This is a genomic window from Pseudonocardia hierapolitana, from assembly GCF_007994075.1.
Lineage (GTDB): Bacteria > Actinomycetota > Actinomycetes > Mycobacteriales > Pseudonocardiaceae > Pseudonocardia > Pseudonocardia hierapolitana.
The window spans coordinates 2,827,960-2,844,704 of the sequence record NZ_VIWU01000001.1 but is presented as its reverse complement, the minus strand read 5'-3'; the positions used below and the strand labels follow the sequence as shown (position 1 = coordinate 2,844,704).

General features: G+C 72.1%; 19 protein-coding genes. 9 read left to right on the top strand and 10 right to left on the bottom strand.

Annotated features, from left to right (window positions below; all coding sequences use genetic code 11):
• Positions 1-538: 538 nt before the first annotated feature.
• Positions 539-973, bottom strand: coding sequence for a MarR family winged helix-turn-helix transcriptional regulator (locus FHX44_RS13565; RefSeq protein WP_147256130.1), 435 nt, complete (start codon positions 971-973; stop codon positions 539-541).
• A gap of 111 nt (positions 974-1,084) precedes the next feature.
• Between FHX44_RS13565 and FHX44_RS13560 the strand changes: the two genes are divergently transcribed.
• Together FHX44_RS13560 and FHX44_RS13555 are read left to right on the top strand one after the other, a co-directional pair.
• On the top strand, positions 1,085-2,245 hold the full coding sequence (locus FHX44_RS13560; protein WP_147256129.1) for an MFS transporter: 1,161 nt from the start codon (positions 1,085-1,087) through the stop codon (positions 2,243-2,245).
• Positions 2,246-2,255: 10 nt separating this feature from the next.
• Positions 2,256-3,308 carry an SDR family oxidoreductase gene (locus FHX44_RS13555; protein ID WP_147256128.1) on the top strand — a complete coding sequence of 351 codons (1,053 nt, stop codon included), beginning with the start codon at positions 2,256-2,258 and terminating at the stop codon, positions 3,306-3,308.
• A 42-nt stretch (positions 3,309-3,350) separates the two neighbouring features.
• Here FHX44_RS13555 and FHX44_RS42125 read toward each other — a convergent pair whose 3' ends face one another.
• From FHX44_RS42125 to FHX44_RS13530, 5 genes are all read right to left on the bottom strand, one after another.
• The gene (locus tag FHX44_RS42125; RefSeq protein ID WP_170308893.1) at positions 3,351-3,548 is read right to left on the bottom strand and encodes a hypothetical protein; all 198 of its coding nucleotides are present in this window, start codon (positions 3,546-3,548) and stop codon (positions 3,351-3,353) included.
• 174 nt (positions 3,549-3,722) lie between these two features.
• Positions 3,723-4,115 (bottom strand): hypothetical protein, encoded by a 393-nt coding sequence (locus tag FHX44_RS13545; protein ID WP_147256127.1) that lies wholly within the window; start codon positions 4,113-4,115, stop codon positions 3,723-3,725.
• Positions 4,116-4,134: 19 nt separating this feature from the next.
• Positions 4,135-5,202 carry a MalY/PatB family protein gene (locus FHX44_RS13540; protein WP_246170356.1) on the bottom strand — a complete coding sequence of 356 codons (1,068 nt, stop codon included), beginning with the start codon at positions 5,200-5,202 and terminating at the stop codon, positions 4,135-4,137.
• Between the two features lie 695 nt (positions 5,203-5,897).
• A complete protein-coding gene (locus FHX44_RS13535) occupies positions 5,898-6,674 on the bottom strand; it encodes a phosphotransferase enzyme family protein (RefSeq protein ID WP_212612461.1) in 777 nt (258 codons plus the stop codon).
• 16 nt (positions 6,675-6,690) lie between these two features.
• The gene (locus FHX44_RS13530; RefSeq protein WP_212612460.1) at positions 6,691-7,653 is read right to left on the bottom strand and encodes a sugar-binding transcriptional regulator; all 963 of its coding nucleotides are present in this window, start codon (positions 7,651-7,653) and stop codon (positions 6,691-6,693) included.
• A 151-nt stretch (positions 7,654-7,804) separates the two neighbouring features.
• Here FHX44_RS13530 and FHX44_RS13525 point away from each other — a divergent pair, with 151 nt between their 5' ends.
• From FHX44_RS13525 to FHX44_RS13515, 3 genes are read left to right on the top strand one after another with little or no spacing between them, the layout of a single operon-like run.
• Positions 7,805-9,157, top strand: coding sequence for an ABC transporter substrate-binding protein (locus tag FHX44_RS13525; RefSeq protein ID WP_246170355.1), 1,353 nt, complete (start codon positions 7,805-7,807; stop codon positions 9,155-9,157).
• The gene (locus FHX44_RS13520; RefSeq protein ID WP_147256123.1) at positions 9,154-10,104 is read left to right on the top strand and encodes a carbohydrate ABC transporter permease; all 951 of its coding nucleotides are present in this window, start codon (positions 9,154-9,156) and stop codon (positions 10,102-10,104) included. Before FHX44_RS13525 ends, FHX44_RS13520 begins: the two co-directional genes overlap by 4 nt.
• On the top strand, positions 10,101-10,982 hold the full coding sequence (locus tag FHX44_RS13515; protein ID WP_147256122.1) for a carbohydrate ABC transporter permease: 882 nt from the start codon (positions 10,101-10,103) through the stop codon (positions 10,980-10,982). The genes FHX44_RS13520 and FHX44_RS13515 overlap by 4 nt, the downstream gene beginning before the upstream one ends.
• Before the next feature lie 80 nt (positions 10,983-11,062).
• On the opposite strand, the gene FHX44_RS13510 is transcribed toward FHX44_RS13515, so the two are convergent.
• On the bottom strand, positions 11,063-11,584 hold the full coding sequence (locus FHX44_RS13510; protein WP_147256121.1) for a hypothetical protein: 522 nt from the start codon (positions 11,582-11,584) through the stop codon (positions 11,063-11,065).
• A 12-nt stretch (positions 11,585-11,596) separates the two neighbouring features.
• On the bottom strand, positions 11,597-11,839 hold the full coding sequence (locus FHX44_RS13505) for a helix-turn-helix transcriptional regulator (protein ID WP_246170354.1): 243 nt from the start codon (positions 11,837-11,839) through the stop codon (positions 11,597-11,599).
• A gap of 150 nt (positions 11,840-11,989) precedes the next feature.
• Here FHX44_RS13505 and FHX44_RS13500 point away from each other — a divergent pair, with 150 nt between their 5' ends.
• The 3 genes from FHX44_RS13500 to FHX44_RS13490 are packed head-to-tail and all read left to right on the top strand — an operon-like array spanning position 11,990 to position 13,625.
• On the top strand, positions 11,990-12,652 hold the full coding sequence (locus tag FHX44_RS13500; protein ID WP_212612459.1) for an FMN-dependent NADH-azoreductase: 663 nt from the start codon (positions 11,990-11,992) through the stop codon (positions 12,650-12,652).
• Between the two features lie 46 nt (positions 12,653-12,698).
• Positions 12,699-13,019 (top strand): DMT family transporter, encoded by a 321-nt coding sequence (locus FHX44_RS13495; RefSeq protein WP_246170353.1) that lies wholly within the window; start codon positions 12,699-12,701, stop codon positions 13,017-13,019.
• A 9-nt stretch (positions 13,020-13,028) separates the two neighbouring features.
• Entirely contained in the window at positions 13,029-13,625 is a 597-nt protein-coding gene (locus tag FHX44_RS13490; protein WP_147256117.1) for a TetR/AcrR family transcriptional regulator, read from the top strand.
• 17 nt (positions 13,626-13,642) lie between these two features.
• On the opposite strand, the gene FHX44_RS13485 is transcribed toward FHX44_RS13490, so the two are convergent.
• Entirely contained in the window at positions 13,643-14,266 is a 624-nt protein-coding gene (locus tag FHX44_RS13485) for a maleylpyruvate isomerase family mycothiol-dependent enzyme (protein ID WP_147256116.1), read from the bottom strand.
• 217 nt (positions 14,267-14,483) lie between these two features.
• On the opposite strand from FHX44_RS13485, the gene FHX44_RS13480 reads away from it, so the two are divergent.
• The gene (locus FHX44_RS13480; RefSeq protein ID WP_212612458.1) at positions 14,484-15,131 is read left to right on the top strand and encodes an NIPSNAP family protein; all 648 of its coding nucleotides are present in this window, start codon (positions 14,484-14,486) and stop codon (positions 15,129-15,131) included.
• Positions 15,132-15,138: 7 nt separating this feature from the next.
• On the opposite strand, the gene FHX44_RS13475 is transcribed toward FHX44_RS13480, so the two are convergent.
• The gene (locus FHX44_RS13475; protein WP_147256115.1) at positions 15,139-16,731 is read right to left on the bottom strand and encodes an AbgT family transporter; all 1,593 of its coding nucleotides are present in this window, start codon (positions 16,729-16,731) and stop codon (positions 15,139-15,141) included.
• Positions 16,732-16,745 lie beyond the last annotated feature (14 nt).

Genomic DNA, 16,745 nt, shown 5'->3' with positions numbered 1-16,745 from the left:
GGGGAACCGGTGAGGCGGACCATCGCGACCAGGTGCCCGGGGTCGAGCGCAGTTCGATATCGCAACACCTCAAGGCGCAGCTCACGTCCCGATCCGGCCGGTCTTGCCCCCGTCGTCCTGGGAATCCCGGTGGTGGGAACGGGACCACCGCCAGTCGCGTGGCACTCGACCGCAGCGGTCTCGTCCCCGATCGGGCGTGCCCCCGGGTCGGGAACGGCCGCCCGCGCAACCCCGGGGTCAGTAGTGAATCCAACCCGACCACCCGCACAGGTGAGGGCTCGAGGCGAACCGGATCGACACGACAGCAGCCCCGGGCCGGGTACGTGAGGGCCATCTGGCCCGAGCCGGGAACGGCGCGCCCACGAGACGGATCAGTCACACCGCGGGAGCGGAACGCACCCGCACCCGGCCGTGATCAGCGGTTCGGCGCGCAACCGGGGTCAGATCCGGCGACCGCGCACCGATCGGCCGATCACGACGATGCCCGCCGAGGCGGGAAGCCCTCCACGCGCACAACGATCGACAGCCGGAGCACCGCTCAGGCCCGGAACAGCTCGACGAGCCGGCCGAGCTCGGGGACGCTCCCGGCGGCGTCGAGCGCCTCCTTGAGGGTGGCGTCGTGCACCGGGCGGGCACGTTCGAGCAGCTCCCGGCCCTGCTCGGTGATCTGGCTGTAGATCCCGCGCCGGTCGTCCGCGCACAGGTAGCGGCTGAGCAGGCCGCGGTTCTCCAGGCGGTTGACCAGCCGCGTGGTGGCGCTGTGGGAGAGCGCGGCGGCGCGCGCGAGCTGCTGCATCCTCATGTGCCACCCGTCCTGGCGGGCGAGCGTGTCGAGCACCGTGTACTCGACCACGGAGAGGCCGAACTCGGCCTGCAGCGCCTTCTCGAGCGCCTCCTCCAGCCGGCCGTGCAGCGCGGCGAGCGTGCGCCAGCCCTGCGCACGCACCTCGACGGCGTCGTCGGCGATCGGCATCCCGGCACCTCCTCATGCGCGGCCCAGCATACCTGCTTGCCGCAATAGGCGGCGTGTGCAACTGTTGTAGACGCGCTCTATCGGCGTGCGCTCAAATCAGGAGGACCGTCCATGCCCCTCGCTCTGCTGGCACTCGCCATCAGCGCCTTCGCCATCGGGACCACGGAGTTCGTCCCGACCGGCCTGCTCCCCGAGATCGCCGCCGAGTTCGGTGTCGACATCCCCGCCGCGGGCCTGCTGATCTCCGGCTACGCGCTCGGGGTCTTCGTGGGGGCGCCGCTGCTCACCGCTGCGGCGACCCCGCTGCGGCGCAAGCCCGTCCTGCTCGCCCTGCTCGCGTTGTTCGTCATCGGCAACATCGGTTCCGCGCTCGCCCCCGACTACGGGCTGATGATGGTCAGCCGGATCGTCGCCTCGCTGTGCCACGGCGCGTTCTTCGGCGTCGGGTCCGTGGTGGCCGCCGGGCTCGTCGCCCCGAACCGCCGCGCGGCCGCGATCGCGGCCATGTTCACCGGCCTGACCGTGTCGAACGTGCTCGGCGTGCCGCTCGGCACGCTGCTGGGCCAGTCGTTCGGCTGGCGCAGCACGTTCTGGGTCGTGGCAGCGCTCGGCGTGGTCGGGGCGCTCGGCGTGCTCGCCCTCGTGCCCGACAACCCCGCCGACCCGGCCGCGAACCTGCGGGCCGAGCTCTCGGCGTTCCGCCGGCCCCAGGTGTGGTTGGCCCTGGGGATGACCGCGCTCGGTTTCGGCGGCGTGTTCGCCTCGTTCACCTACGTCGCGCCGCTGATGGTCGACGTCGCGGGCTTCCCGTCGAGCGCGCTCACCTGGCTCGTGCTCCTGTTCGGGGCCGGGCTCGTTGTCGGCAACATCGTCGGCGCCCGGATCGCCGACCGTGCCCTGATGCCGTCGATCATCGGGACGATCGGGGCGCTCGCCGTCGTCCTCGCGCTGTTCACCGTGACCGTGCACTCGCCGATCCCCGCCGCGATCACCCTGTTCCTCGTGGGCGCCAGCGCGTTCGCGACGGTGCCGGGGCTGCAGGCGAGGGTGCTCGACGCCGCCGGCACCGCGGGCACCATGGCGTCCGCCGCCAACATCGGCGCCTTCAACCTCGGAAACGCCGTCGGGGCCTGGCTCGGCGGCGTGGTCATCGACGCCGGGTTCGGGTTCCCCGCCGCCAACGCCGTCGGCGCTGCGATGGCCGCCGCAGGCCTCGCCGTCGCCATCGCCGCCGTGACGCTCGACCGTCGCCGCACCCCCGTCACCGTCTAGGAGGACTCCCATGTCCAGAACCGCACTCGTGGTCGGCGCCCGCGGCGTCATCGGCGGCACGCTCGCCGAGCACCTCGCAGGCCTGCCCGACTGGAACGTCGTCGGCCTGTCCCGGCGCGGCGGACCCGCGGACGGTCCGGTGCGCCACGTGGCCGCCGACCTGTTCGACCCGGCCTCAGTCCGGGACGCCCTGCGGGCCCATCCCGGCATCACCCACGTCTTCTACGCCGCCTACCAGGACCGGCCGACGTGGTCGGAACTCGTGGAACCCAACGTCGCGATGCTGCGCACCGTGCTGGACGTCGCCGCCGACATGGCCCCCGACCTGCAGCACGTCAGCCTGATGCAGGGCTACAAGGTCTACGGCGCCCACCTGGGACCGTTCTCCACCCCGGCCAAGGAGAGCGACCCGCCGCACATGCCGCCGGAGTTCAACGTCGACCAGCAGCACCTCGTGGAGGAGCGCGCGGCCGCCGGTGGCTGGACGTGGTCGGCGATCCGGCCATCCGTGGTGGTGGGGTTCGGGCTCGGCAACCCGATGAACCTCGGCGTCGTCCTCGCGGTGTACGCGTCGATCAGCAAGGAGCTGGGCGTGCCGCTGCGGTTCCCCGGCAAGCCGGGCGCGTACGACGCGCTGCTGGAGCTGACCGACGCCGGGCTGCTCGCCGAGGCCACGGTGTGGGCGGCCACCGACCCGCGCTGCGCGAACGAGGCGTTCAACATCGCCAACGGGGACCTCTTCCGCTGGAACCGGATGTGGCCGGTGGTCGCGGACGCGTTCGGGCTGGAGGTGGCCCCGCCGCTGCCGATGTCCCTGCAGGACGTGATGGCGGACAAGGAGCCGGTGTGGGACGCGATGGTCGCGCGTCACGGGCTCGCCCCCACCCCATACGCGGACGTGTCGTCGTGGGCGTTCGGCGACTTCGTCCTGTCCTGGGACTACGACATGTTCGCCGACACGTCGAAATCCCGCCGGTTCGGCTTCCACCGCTACGTCGACACCGAGGCCATGCTGCTCGGCCTCTTCGACGATCTGCGGAAGCGGCGGATCATCCCGGGGTAGCGTGCGCCCCCGGGACGACCAGGGGAGGACGCAGATGGGTGATCAGGATGTGTCGGTCGCCGGCAGCATCGCGACGGACAGCAGCCTCGCGGTGGCGGGGAGCGTGGCCACCGCGGGCAGTGTGGCCGTGGCCGGGAGCGTCGCCACGGCGGGGAGCGTCGCGGTCGCCGGAAGCGTGGCGACGTCCGGGAGCGCCGCCGTGGCGGGGAGCGTGGCCACGGCGGGCAGCGTCGGGATCATGGGCTCCGTGCTGACGCTGCTGAGCGTGGCGCTCGTGGCGTGCATCGCGTGCCTGGGCTGCGTCGGATGCCGTCGCTGTGTGGCGTGCATCGGGTGCGTCGACTGCGTCGGCTGTATCGGCTGCGTCGGGTGCGTCGGGCTCCGCGGCGCGGTGGGGCAGGTAGGCGTGCGCGCCTAGGAGGACGCCGGCTCGCCGCCGAGGAGCGCCAGCAGCCGTTCGGTCAGCACGACGTCGTGCGGCAGGCGCCTCAGGTCCCGGGCGTCGACCGCGACACCGTGCTCCTCGAGGATCCGGGCGAGGTGGGCCCAGTGCCCGGTCTGCTCCTGCTCCCAGGTGCGGCCCTCGGGGGGCTCGTCCGGTCCGACGACGACGCGCGCCGTCTCCTCGACGTCCTCGGCCGATGCGGCGCTCCACCGTTGGGTCGAGCCCCAGCCCCGGTCGTCCAGCAGCAGGAGCCGGCGGCCGTCCGTGAGGACGGCTTCATGACGCGCCCGCACCGACACGTGTTCGTCCGGAGCCCGGTCGTCGACGTACGCGGTCGTGAGGAGCCGTTCCACGGCAGTCATCGCGGCCATTCTGCAGCGCTCACCGAGGGGTGCGCGCCGGGGCGAGCGAGCCGAGCCGGTCGAGCACGTCCTGCAGGACGGCCGCGCCGGTGGCGAAGTTCAACCGCAGGTAGCGGCGGCCCTCCTCGCCGAACCGCGGTCCTCCGGCGAGCAGCACGCGGGCGCGGGTGAGCACCTCGTCGACCGGGTCGTCGCCCAGCCCGAGCGCGTCGGCGGCGAACCAGTACAGGTAGGTGGCCTCCGGCATCGGATCCGGGTCCGACGTCCACGACGCGATAGCCCCGGCCACCGTCCGCCGGTTGCGGTCGAGCACGCGCCGGAGGCGCTCCTGCCAGTCCCTGCCGTGCCGCCACGCGGCGACGGCGGCCACCACGGCGAGGGTCGAGACCGCGCCGTACAGCTCGGTCGGCTCCGCGTCGCGCAGGGCGAGCAGCCGGCGCGGCCCGAAGTGGGCCACCGAGCAGCGCAGGCCGGCCAGGTTGAAGGCCTTGCTCGCCGAGGTGAGCGTCACCGTGCGGGCCGCCGCGTCGGCGTCGAGCGAGGCGAACGGTACGTGCTCGTGCCGCGGGAAGGCGAGCTCGGCGTGGATCTCGTCGCTGACGACGAGCAGGTCGTGGCGGCGGGCGATCGCGGCGATCTCGCCGAGCTCGTCGCGGGTGAGCACCCTGCCGGTCGGGTTGTGCGGGTTGACCAGCAGCAGCGCCCGGCAGTCGTGCGCGGCGACGGCGTCGGCCAGGCCCGCGGTGTTCACCGCCCAGCCCGCAGGCCTGCGCAGGAGCGGCACGTCCACCCGCTTGCGGCCCATCGCACCCACGCTGTGGTGGAACGGCGGGTAGGTCGGGGTGTGCACGGCGACCGCGTCGCCGGGCGCCGTGGCGAGGTGCAGCAGCACCTGCACGGCCTGCACGACGTCGGTGTGCTCGCGCAGGTCGGCGACGTCGACCCGCCATCCGTAGCGCTCGCGCATCCGGTCGGCGAACGCGACGCGCAGCGGGTGCACGTCCTCCCACTGCGGGTAGCCGAGGTCTCCGCGGCGCACCGTGCGCTCGATGGCGTCTGCGATCACCGGCGCGACCGGGTAGTCCATGTCGGCCACCCCACGCCGGGAGGACGTCGGGGTCCACGCGCCACTTCGCCCCCGGCCGCTGCCGCAGTTCCTCGATGCTCAGCTCGTCGAACAGCGGGTCGAGCATGACGCCAATCTAATGCCCGTGCACCACTGCCGCGCTTCGTGATCATGGCGCGCGGCCCGCTGGGCGGGGGCTGCGCGCATGATCCGCGGTATCGGTTGTCCGTGGTTGTGGCCACAGCAATGGACGCCCGCTGGTTCGGATCATGCCGCTGGCGCCGGGTCGGTCTGGTGGGGTGGGGCTGCGGTGGGACGCGCCGTTCCCGGCTCTGGCCACCTGGTGCTCGCTCGCCGTCCAGGCTTCTGTCGTGTTCGGGCCTGTTCTCCTCGGCCCCGACACGTGGGTGGGAGGTCGGTGGTGAACCCGACCCCGCCACCCCGCACACCTGAGGTGCGGGGCGAACCGGATCGGCACGACAGCCCCAGGCCGGCGTGAGGCTGGGCGGCCCGAGTCGGGAACGGCGCGCCCACGAAAGGGTTCGTCCCGAGCGGCACGCCGTCGCGTTCCGCTGAACGCACCCGAGCCGGCCGTGATCAGGGTTCGGCGCGAATGCGGCCGGATTCCGCCGCTGCCCACCCGACCTGCCGATCACGAGACCACCAGAGGCCGGGGCGGGAGGCCAAGGATCCACAGCTCGGGGTGCCCGGCGCGGCTACTGCACGGCAGAAGCGATCGCGTCGGCGTTCCGGTCGTACCACGCGATGGCCCGTTCCTGGCGCTCCTGCGCCTCGGGCGTCCAGTACTCCGCGAAGCCGGGGACGCCCCGTTCGGCGCCGTCCCGCACGATCTCGCGCATCCACGCGTGCGAGTCGCGCAGCGCGGGGAGGAACGCCGCCCGGCCGGCGTCGTCCAGGCCGTACGCGTCCAGGAGGATCCGGGTGCGCTCCAGCTCGCGGCCGCGGCGGGTGTCGGTGGTGTCGACCGGGTCGCGCAGCGGCGCCCAGAGCCGGGCCGCGGCCGCGACGTCCCAGACGGGGGAGCCCGGCCCCGCCAGGTCGAAGTCGATGAGCGCGACGGCTCGGCCGTCCCGGAAGACCACGTTGTCGAGGTTCGGGTCGTTGTGGGCGATGCCGCGGCCGTCGAACGGGGCCGGTGCCGGGTGCGACCAGCGGTACGGCGCCGGGTCGAAGGCAGCCGTCGCGTCGTGGAAGCGGCGCAGCAGCCGGCCGACGCTGCGCAGGGCGTCATCGGTGAGCCCCCAGGCCGGGGCCGGTGCGGTGACGGCCCGGCCGGGCACGTAGCTGAGCACCTCCCGGCCGGAGTCGTCGATGCCGAGCACGCGCGGGGCGCCGTCGAACCCGACGTCCTCGAGATGGCGCAGCAGCGCGTGGGTGGCGCTGCTCGTGGGGCGCAGCGGCCGCCGGACGGTGTCGCCGACCCGGTGCACCTGACCGCGGTTGGCCGTGCCGCCCAGCAGCGGCACCTCCACCGTCAGGACCCCGCTCTCATGTCGCAGCCGCGGCGATCAGCGACTCGGCCAGCGTCGAGTGCGTCACCAGGCTGTTCACCATCCCACCCCGCACCGCGGCGAGCACGGCTCGCACCTTGGCCCCTCCATACACGATCGCGATCACCTCGGGCACGGCCTGCATCTGGTCGGCCGTGATGCCGATCATCCGCTCGGTGAGCTCGGAGCGCACGGGGTTGCCATCGGCGTCGACGAGCACGCCGGAGATCTCGGCGCACACCCCGCGGCGGGCGAGCTCCTGCCGTTCGGTCTCGCCGGTGGCGTCGTAGAGCGTGGACTGTTCCGGCTCCCACGCCCCGACCCCCGCGACGGCGCAGGTGACCGACCCGATGCGGGAGAACGCCTGTGCGACCTCGGGCTGGCGGCGCAGGGCCTGGGCGGTGGCGGCGTCGGGCACCGCCATCGGGGCGTAGAAGAAGTAGGCAGGGCCGCCGGCCACGCGGGCGACGTCGCGGACCACCTCGATCGAGCTGTCGTCGACGCCCGGCCGGGCGAGCGCCCCGGTGAGCTGCACGACGGGCACGGGGGCGAGCCGCTGCAACGCGTTGGCCATGGCGCTCACCGAACGGGCCCACGACAGGCCGAGCACGTCGTCCGGTGTGACGATCTCGGTGAGCAGCTCGGCTGCGGCGGCCCCCAGGTGGGCGCGCATGGTGGCCGGCACGTCGTCGGGGGTGTCGGTGACGACGCAGTGCTGCAGGCCGAGCGCCGACATGAGCCGGTCGGACAGCTCCACGTCGACCGAGCCCGGGTGACCGATCTCGATGCGGACGAGCCCGCTGTTGCGCGCGTCGTCCAGCAGCCGGGCGACCTTGAACCGGCTGAGCGCGAACTCCTGGGCGATCTCGACCTTGGACCGGCCGTCGAGGTAGTACCGGCGCGCGACCGACGCCGTCAGCACGAGCTGGGCCGGCCCGCGCGGGCTGCCGTCGATCGCCACTGCCGCCTCCTCGCTCATATGAGCGGAACTTCGCCCATTCTTCCACAGGCCATTGAGTTGAGGTTGGGTCGTTGCCACACTTCTGATCGTGTGATCGCGGTTGTGCTCATCTGAGCACCGATGCCGGAGGGACGCAATGAGGCGAAAGAGCATGCGGACCGTGCTGCTCTCCCTCGTCGTGCTGCTGACGAGCACCGCCTGCGCGGGGTGGGGCGGCAGCGTCGGGGGCGGTGGGGCGAACAGCATCAACGTGCTCATGGTCAACAACCCGCAGATGGTGGACCTGCAGCGGTTGACGGCCGAGCACTTCACGAGAGCGACCGGCATCGCCGTCAACTTCACGGTGCTGCCCGAGAACGACGTGCGCGACAAGATCAGCCAGGAGTTCTCCAGCCAGGCCGGTCAGTACGACGTCGCGTCGCTGTCCAACTTCGAGATCCCGATCTACGCCCGCAGCGGCTGGATCGCGCCGATGGACTCCTACATCGCGGCCGACCCGGCCTTCGACCAGGCGGACATCCTCCCGCCGATGACCGAGTCCCTGAAGGGCCCGGACGGCCAGATCTACGGCCAGCCCTTCTACGGCGAGTCCTCGTTCCTCATGTACCGCGCCGACGTGCTGCAGGCCGCTGGGATCCCGATGCCGGAGCAGCCCACGTGGCAGCAGGTGGCCGACATCGCCGCCCGCCTCGACGGCGTCCAGCCCGGCATGGCCGGGATCTGCCTGCGCGGCCAGCCCGGCTGGGGCCAGGTCTTCGCACCGCTGACGACGGTGGTCAACACGTTCGGCGGCACCTGGTTCACCATCGACTGGCAGGCGGGCGTGAACTCGCCCGAGTTCACGAAGGCGGTGCAGTTCTACGTCGACCTGGTGCGCGAGCACGGCGAGGCGGGCGCACCGCAGGCCGGCTTCACGGAGTGCCTGAACAACATGGTCCAGGGCAACGCCGCCATGTGGTACGACGCCACGTCCGCGGCGGGCTCGCTGGAGGCCGCCGACTCGCCGGTCCGCGGCAAGATCGGCTACGCGCCCGCGCCGGTGGTCGAGACCGACAGCTCGGGGTGGCTGTACGCCTGGTCCTGGGGGATCCAGGCGGCCAGCGAGAAGAAGGACGCCGCGTGGAAGTTCGTCTCGTGGGCGTCGAGCAAGGAGTACGAGCAGCTGGTCGGCGAGCAGGTCGGCTGGTCGGACGTGCCGGCGGGCAAGCGGGCGTCCACCTACGAGAACCCGCAGTACGTCGCCGAGGCGGGTGCCTTCGCCGAGCAGACGAAGCACGCCATCGAGACCGCCGACCCGCGCAACCCCGGCGTGCAGCCGAGGCCCGCGATCGGCATCCAGTTCGTCGGGATCCCGGAGTTCCCCGACCTCGGGACGCAGGTGTCGCAGGAAGTGAGCTCGGCGATCGCCGGGCTGGTGACGGTCGATCAGGCGCTGGAGCGGGGCCAGCAGCTGGCCGACGACGTGGCGGAGCGGTACCGGTCTCGGGCGGAGGGCAACTCATGAGCACCGAAGTGCAGCCGCGCACGGGCCCCGCGTGGGATCGCTCGGCGGAGGAGAAGGCGGCGTTGCGCCGCGCGGGCGACTGGGCCCGCCGCGCCCCGCTGCTGCCCGCGCTGATCTTCCTGATCATCGTGACCCAGCTGCCGTTCGTGATCACGTTGGTCATCTCGTTCATGAACTGGAACGCCTACTACCCCGACGAGCGCGGTTTCACCGGGTTCGACAACTACCGGCGCGTGCTCACCGACGTCAACACCCGGGACTCGATCATCACGACGATCCAGCTCACCGTGTCGGTGGTGCTGGTCAGCCTCGTGCTCGGCCTGCTCATCGCCCTGCTGCTGGACCGCGCGTTCCGCGGCCGCGGGGTCGTCCGCACGATGATGATCACCCCGTTCCTCGTGGTGCCGGTGGCCGCGGCGCTGGTGTGGAAGCACGCGCTCTACAACCCGGAGTACGGCCTGTTCAACGGCGTGCTCACGTGGATCTTCGGGGAGAACGCCCCGCAGCCGGACTGGATCTCGACGATGCCGCTCACCGCGATCGTCGTCTCACTGGTCTGGCAGTGGACGCCGTTCATGATGCTGATCATCCTCGCCGGGCTGCAGAGCAAGCCGCTGGACGTGATCGAGGCAGCCAGGATCGACGGCTGTTCCAGCTGGCAGATCTTCCGGTACATGACCCTGCCGCACCTGCGCCAGTACCTGGAGCTCGGAGCGCTCCTCGGATCGATCTACATCGTGCAGAACTTCGACGCCGTGTTCACGATCACCTCGGGTGGTCTGGGTACGGCGAACCTGCCGTACACGATCTACCAGATCTTCTACAACGCGCAGGACTACGGCCGGGCCTCCGCGGCGGGCGTGGTCGTCGTGATCGGCACGATCATCATCGCCACGTTCGCGCTGCGCACCGTGTCGTCGCTGTTCCGTGAGGAGGGGGCCCGATGACCACCACACTCGAGGCGCCGCCGCGTACCGCGCCGCCGGCGGCGTCGGCACCGCGACCCAACCGGACGGGAACGCTGCTCAGCGTCCTGGCCTGGCTCGTCGGCATCCTGTTCATCATCCCGGTGCTGTGGATGCTGCTCACGTCGTTCCACAGCGAGGCCGACGCCGCCACGAACCCGCCGTCGTTGTTCGCGCCGCTCACGCTGGAGGGCTACGCGAACTTCTTCGGCGCGCAGACCGGCGCGAGCCCGTGGCCGCCGTTGCTCAACTCGCTGACCGCGAGCGTGCTGTCCACGGCACTGGTGCTGCTGCTCTCGATCCCCGCGGCGTACGCGCTGTCGATCCGGCCGGTGCGCAAGTGGACCGACGTGCTGTTCTTCTTCCTGTCCACGAAGATGCTGCCGGTGGTGGCGGGCCTGCTGCCCGTCTACCTGATCGCGCAGGGCATCGGGATGCTCGACAACATCTGGTTGCTGATCATCCTGTACACGTCGATGAACCTGCCGATCGCGGTGTGGATGATGCGCTCGTTCCTCGCCGAGGTGCCGGTGGAGGTGCTCGAGGCGGCGTCGATCGACGGCTGCAACCTCACCCGCACCCTGCGCACGGTGGTCGCGCCGATGGTGCTGCCCGGCATCGCGGCCACGTCGCTGATCTGCTTCATCTTCAGCTGGAACGAGCTGCTGTTCGCGCGCGTGCTCACCGCGACCGTCGCGCAGACCGCGCCCGTGTTCCTCACCGGATTCGTCACCAGTCAGGGCCTGTTCCTGGCCACGGTGTGCGCGGCATCGGTGGTGGTGTCGCTCCCGGTGCTGATCGCCGGGTTCGCGGCGCAGGACAAGCTCGTGCAAGGGCTCTCGCTGGGGGCCATCAAGTGAGAGTGCGGTGATCGTGCCGGGTCCGTCGGGGGGTGACGGGCCCGGCGCGATCCGCGCGGTCACGCCGCCGTGCGCCGGGCTCACTCGTCGTCGGCAGGGGGGTCGGGCATCCGCCAGGCCACCACCAGCGACGGGAGCGCCGCCACCGTGGTCATGAGCGCGGCGGTCAGCAGCGTCAGGGCGGCGCTCGGGATCCCGGCGTGCTGCTCCGGCAGGGCCGACACGACGGCGAAGTAGACGGCGAAGAGCAGCATCAGCGTCAGCCGGTGCGCCCTGGCGTGGGCGTGGAGCCGTTCCTTCGCCTGCCGCTCGTCCAGCAGGTGTTCGGGCAGCCCGACGGTGCCGCGCGTGCTCACCGACAGCGTGCCCCAGATCCACGCGCCGGCGAGGCCGACGACGGCGAGGATCACGAAGCACGTGACCATCGCGGTGGTGCTGGGCGCCAGCAGCCAGGACACCGCCGTGTTCACCCACAGCAGCCCCAGCGCGCAGGCGCCTGCGACGACCAGCCGCCGCCTGCCGCGCTGGTCGGCGTACTTGGCCGGGACCTCTCCGTGGACCCTGGCCAGCATCTTCACGTCTCGCTGGTTGCGAGGCTCCATGGCGTGCTCCTCCTAGCTGTTCGTGCTGCCCAGGCGGGGGAACGGCGCCAGCGAGAACACGACCTCGACCGGCACCTCGAAGTAGGCGGCGATGCGCAGCGCCAGGTGCAGGCTGGGTCGGTACTCACCGCGCTCCAGGTAGCCGACGGTCTGGTAGTGGACGCCGAGCGCCTCGGCCAGCTCGCGCCGCGACACCCCCCGCTCGGCCCGAAGCACGGCGATGCGGTTGTGGACGAACTCCTTCTCGGTCGTCACCCTGCTCCCCTCTGCGGTACCTCTGCGATTGAAAATAGCAGATCTATTACATCTCGCTAGAGGGCTGCGATGTGATCGCTCTAACTGGACACGACGTCCAGATAAGGGTAGAACTGGACACATCGTCCACTTCTACTTCTGGAGGCTGCCGTGCCCGGCCTGCTGCACCTCGACGCCAGCGCCCGCTCCACCTCGTTCTCCCGCCGGCTCGGCGCCCGCTTCGCCGACGGCTGGCGCGCTGCCCACCCCGGCGCGCCCTACGTCCACCGCGACCTCGCGGCCGACCCCGTCCCGTTCATCGACGAGGCGTGGACCGAGCTGTGCGACGAGCTGATGCGACGGCGGATCACCGACCCGCACCGCTACCACGAGGTCGTCGAGACCCCGGCGCAGAAGGCGGCCTGGGCGGTGCTGGCGCCGCTGCTCGACGAGCTGCTCGCCGCGGACGTCGTCCTCGTCGCGACGCCGATGTACAACTTCTCGGTCCCCGCGGCGCTCAAGGCATGGATCGACCAGGTGACGTTCCCGCGGATGTCGCTGGCCGGCACGCGGTTCGTCGTGGTCTGCGCGCGCGGCGGCACCTACCTGCCCGGCACGCCGCGCGCGGCCGTCGAGCACGCCACCAGCTACCTGCGCGACTTCTTCGACGGCCACTTCGCCGTCACCGACGTGGACGTCGTGGCCGCCGAACTGGTCAACTCCCTCGTCGACCCGGTGCTCGCGGACCGCAGGTCCGAGCACGAGGCGTCGGTGGCGTCAGCGGAGGCCGAGGTCGACCGGCTCGTCGCGGCGTTCGCCGCGGCGGCGGCGTGAGGCGGGCATGGCCACCCTGGAACGCACCGCGGAAGGACGGAAACGCGTGAACGGCTGGCTGTGGCTGCTCGCCGCCGGGGTCGTCGAGATCGCGTGGGCGCAGAGCATCCCGCCCACGAAGGGGCTCACCCGGTTCTGGCCGAGCGTGGTGTGCATCGCGTTGTGCGTCGCGATCATCTGGCTGCTCGCGCGTGCCACGCTCGCCGGCGTGCCGGTCAGCACGGCGTACATCGTGTTCACCGGGATGGGGGCGGCCGGCGCGGTGCTGCTCGGTCTCGCCGTGCACCACGACCCCGTCACGCCGGTGCGCCTCGGCGCCCTCGTACTGATCACGGGCGGCGTGCTGCTGGCCCATGCGGCTCACTAACCTTGGCCGATGGCAGCCGTCGACCCGCCGCGTGTGGGCGCCCCGCCCGCTGAGCGCGCCGACGCCGCCCGCAACCGGGCCCGGGTGCTCGCCGCAGCCGCGGAGCTCTTCCGCAGCCGGGAGGATCCGCGCGCCGTCACGATGGACGACGTCGCCCGCGCCGCCGGGGTCGGGCGAGCCACGCTCTACCGCCGCTATCCGGACGTCGGCTCGATCGCGGAGGCGTTGCTCGGCGAGCACGAGCGGGAGTTGCAGGAGCAGCTGCTGCGCGGCGTCCCTCCGCTCGGTCCCGGCGCCCCGCCCGCCGAGCGGCTGGCGGCGTTCTACGCCGCGATGGTCGAGCACCTCGACCGGCACCTCCCGCTGCTGCTCGCGATCGACGCGGGGGCGGCGCGGTTCGCGGTGGGTTCCTACGGGTTCTGGCGGGCACACGTGCGGTCGCTGCTCGTGGAGGCGTGCACCCCGGACCCGGATGCGCTGGTGGACGTGCTCCTCGCGCCGCTCGCGGCCGAGGTGTTCCGCTACCAGCGCGCGAGCGGGGTGACGCCCGCGCAGGTCGCGGACGCCCTCGGCCGCCTCGCCCGCCAGGTGCTGGCGGACCCCTGACCCGGTCGGCTCCAGGCTCAACCCCGTGCGGTGACCAGCGGGAGGCCCGGGCCGGAGAGCTCGGCGAAGGCGTCCCGCCGGCCGCAGACCGCGAGCAGCAACGAGATCGCGGGACCTTCCACCACCGGACCGGCGCCGAGGGTGAAGTCGGCGTCGGTGGCGCGGATCTCGACCCCGGCCACCCGCGCCTTGCCGCCGCCGAAGGCCGCGTCGGTGCGCGCCTGCAGGGTGATCGCGCGAACGACCTCGGCGACCGGGTACTCGCGACGCAACCCCAGCGGGCGGCGGATGTCCTCGCCGTGGACGAACGCCTCCACCAGCCGGGACTCGAGGGGTGCGGGCGGGGTGGACGTGCGGCCGATCACCGCGCGGAACGAGGTGAGGGTATCGGCGGGGTCCTCGGCCCGTTTCTCCCGAACGCCGTTGGCGGTGAACGCGTGGAAGTCGAACCGGGCCGCCACGAACTTGCGCAGGAACCGCCACCTCGTCGTCTTCGCGGTCGCGACCAGGTGGGCCAGCACGTCGTGAACGCTCCACTCCGAGCACAGCGACCGGGTGGCCCACTGCGCAGGCGTGAGCCGCGCGAGGTCGTCGGCGAGTGCGGCGCGTTCAGCGTGGACGGTCGACCAGACGTCGGTCATGTGGCCTCCTTCTCTTGATGCGAGAGGTGGGGCGCCGCGACCACGGGCGGATTCACCGGGGTGTGACGCAGATCGCAGGGCCCGGTTGCGCGGGCGCGCCGTTGCCGAGGTCGTCGCAGCGGCCGCCCGAGGCGACCAGGCGTGCGCGGCCACCGCATGCCTCGGACCGACAGTGCGGCCGGCCGGCCTCCGATCGCGGAAGCACTAGCCTCCGCTCGTGACGATCCTGGAACTGCGGCAGTACACCCTGCACCCCGGCCGCCGTGACGAGCTGATCGAGCTGTTCGAGCGGGAGTTCGTCGAGTCCCAGGAAGAGCTGGGCGCCCAGATCGTCGGCACGTTCCGCGACGTGCGCGACCCGGACCGGTTCGTGTGGGTCCGCGGGTTCTCCGACATGCCGGCCCGCAGGGCGGCGCTCGCCGGGTTCTACGGCGGGCCGGTGTGGAAGCGGCACCGCGACGCGGCGAACGCCACGATGGTCGACTTCGACGACGTGTTGCTGCTGGAGCCGGTGGGTTCGGGGTTCCCGGATGCCCCGCGGGTGGCCGTCGGAGCGGGCCGGGCCGGCCCCTCGCGCGTCCTCGTCGTGGTCCGCACGGGCGACGGCGTGGAAGCGGCCGCCGACGACGCCGAGTCGCTGCTCGGTGTGCGGCCCGTGGTCGCGCGCACCGCCCCGTACGCCAACGACTTCCCGGCGCTGCCGGTCCGCGACGAGCAGGCGGTGGTCTGGTTCGCGTCGTTCCCCGCCGCCGATGCGCTCGGGGCTGCGCGGGAGCGGCTCGACACCGACCCGTCCTGGCAGGCGGCCGCGAAGTCGGTGCAGGTGCTCGAGCTGGAGCCCACGGCGCGCTCGGCGCTCCGCTGAGTGCGCGCTACTCGCCCACCCGCACGTCGACCCCCGGCCCGAGCGGGATGCCGAACGCGTAGAAGATAGTGAGCACCAGCACCCACGCCACCCAGAACGGCACGACGAACGGCACCATCTTCGCGATCACCGTGCCCAGTCCCGCGGCAGGCTCGTAGCGCCGCACGAACGTCAGCAGCACGATCATGTACGGGTTGAGGGGCGTCATGACCTGCGTGGCCGCGTCGCCCACCCGGAAGGCACCCTGCACGAAGGCGGGCTCGTAGCCCAGCAGCAGGAACATCGGTACGAACACGCTCGCCATCAGCGTCCAGAGGCTGGATCCGGACACGATGAACAGGTTCAGCAGCGACGCGAGCACCACGAACCCGAGGATCGCCGGGTAGCCGGTGAGCCCGATCGCCTCCAGCAGCTGCGCGCCGGAGATGGCCAGCCAGGCGCCGATGTTGGTCCAGGCGAAGAGCGCGATGAACTGGCCGAGGACGAACGCCAGGACGATGAACCCGGAGAGGTCCCTCAGCGCGCGGGCCATCAGCAGCGGCACGTCCGCCCCGCGCCGGATCGTGCCGGCGAACATGCCGTAGAAGAGCGCGGGCACGAAGAACGCCAGGAACACCAGCGTGACCACCGAGTCCAGCAGCGGCGACTTCGGCAGGTAGCCGCCGGTCTCGTTCCGCAGCGGGGAGTCCGGTACGAGCACCAGCGCGAGCACCGCCACCACGAGCACGAGCAGCGCGACGCCCGCGGCGCGCAGCCCGCGGCGCTCGGCGGTGGTGACGGTGGCACTCGTCGGCTCGGCGGTCGGGTCGTTCTCGTCGCCCCTGGCCGGAGCGTCGTCGCGCTCCACCTCCCTGTCCGGGAAGCCGGAGCGCACCAGCCCCGGCTCCACCACCCGGTCGATGATCAGGCCCGCCAGCAGGCTCAGGACGATCGAGGAGACCGCGTTGTAGAAGTAGTTCGAGATCGGGGTGACGGGCGTGCCGGTGACGGGCAGGGTCGCGGCCACCCCGTTGGTGATCCCGGCGAGCAGCGCGTCCAGGCTGGTCACCAGCAGCGATGTCGAGTAGCCCGCGCCGACGGCGGCGAAGCCGCCGATCAGCCCGGCCACCGGGTGCCGGCCGGCCGCCTTGAACACGATCGCGGCGAGCGGCGGGATGATGATGAACGCCGAGTCGGCCATGACGCTGCCGCTGACGCCGATGAACCCGAGCGCGTAGGGCAGCAGCCAATGCGGTGCGCGCGAGAACGCGAGCCGGATGAGCGCCGCGAGCATCCCGCACCGCTCCGCGAGCCCGACCGCCAGCATGATCGTCACGACCGTGCGCAGCGGTGGGAAACCGATGAAGTTCTCCGCCAGGCCAGTGAAGAAGAACTCCAGCCCTGCGCCGCTGAACGCGCCGCGCACCGGCGTGACCTCGTCCTCGCCGGGGATCGTGACGGCCACCCCGAACGCCGCCATCACCGAGGACAGCACCGCGACCACGAGCGTGAGCAGCACGAACAGCATGAACGGCTCGGGCAGCCGGTTGCCGGCGCGTTCGATCCGGTCCAGGAAGCGGTCGAGGCGGCCGGGTGGGGCGGACTGGCTGGCGGTGGTCACGCGGCCTCCTCGAA

Excerpts from the sequence above, each read along its gene's own strand:
- FHX44_RS13555 (WP_147256128.1), top strand. The coding sequence starts at position 2,256 with ATGTCCAGAACCGCACTCGTGGTCGGCGCCCGCGGCGTCATCGGCGGC.
- FHX44_RS13490 (WP_147256117.1), top strand. The coding sequence starts at position 13,029 with ATGGCAGCCGTCGACCCGCCGCGTGTGGGCGCCCCGCCCGCTGAGCGC.
- FHX44_RS13485 (WP_147256116.1), bottom strand. The coding sequence starts at position 14,266 with ATGACCGACGTCTGGTCGACCGTCCACGCTGAACGCGCCGCACTCGCC.
- FHX44_RS13565 (WP_147256130.1), bottom strand. The coding sequence starts at position 973 with ATGCCGATCGCCGACGACGCCGTCGAGGTGCGTGCGCAGGGCTGGCGC.
- FHX44_RS42125 (WP_170308893.1), bottom strand. The coding sequence starts at position 3,548 with ATGATCCCGACGCTGCCCGCCGTGGCCACGCTCCCCGCCACGGCGGCG.
- FHX44_RS13545 (WP_147256127.1), bottom strand. The coding sequence starts at position 4,115 with ATGACTGCCGTGGAACGGCTCCTCACGACCGCGTACGTCGACGACCGG.
- FHX44_RS13510 (WP_147256121.1), bottom strand. The coding sequence starts at position 11,584 with ATGGAGCCTCGCAACCAGCGAGACGTGAAGATGCTGGCCAGGGTCCAC.
- FHX44_RS13525 (WP_246170355.1), top strand. The coding sequence starts at position 7,805 with ATGCGGACCGTGCTGCTCTCCCTCGTCGTGCTGCTGACGAGCACCGCC.
- FHX44_RS13520 (WP_147256123.1), top strand. The coding sequence starts at position 9,154 with ATGAGCACCGAAGTGCAGCCGCGCACGGGCCCCGCGTGGGATCGCTCG.
- FHX44_RS13515 (WP_147256122.1), top strand. The coding sequence starts at position 10,101 with ATGACCACCACACTCGAGGCGCCGCCGCGTACCGCGCCGCCGGCGGCG.
- FHX44_RS13560 (WP_147256129.1), top strand. The coding sequence starts at position 1,085 with ATGCCCCTCGCTCTGCTGGCACTCGCCATCAGCGCCTTCGCCATCGGG.
- FHX44_RS13540 (WP_246170356.1), bottom strand. The coding sequence starts at position 5,202 with ATGGACTACCCGGTCGCGCCGGTGATCGCAGACGCCATCGAGCGCACG.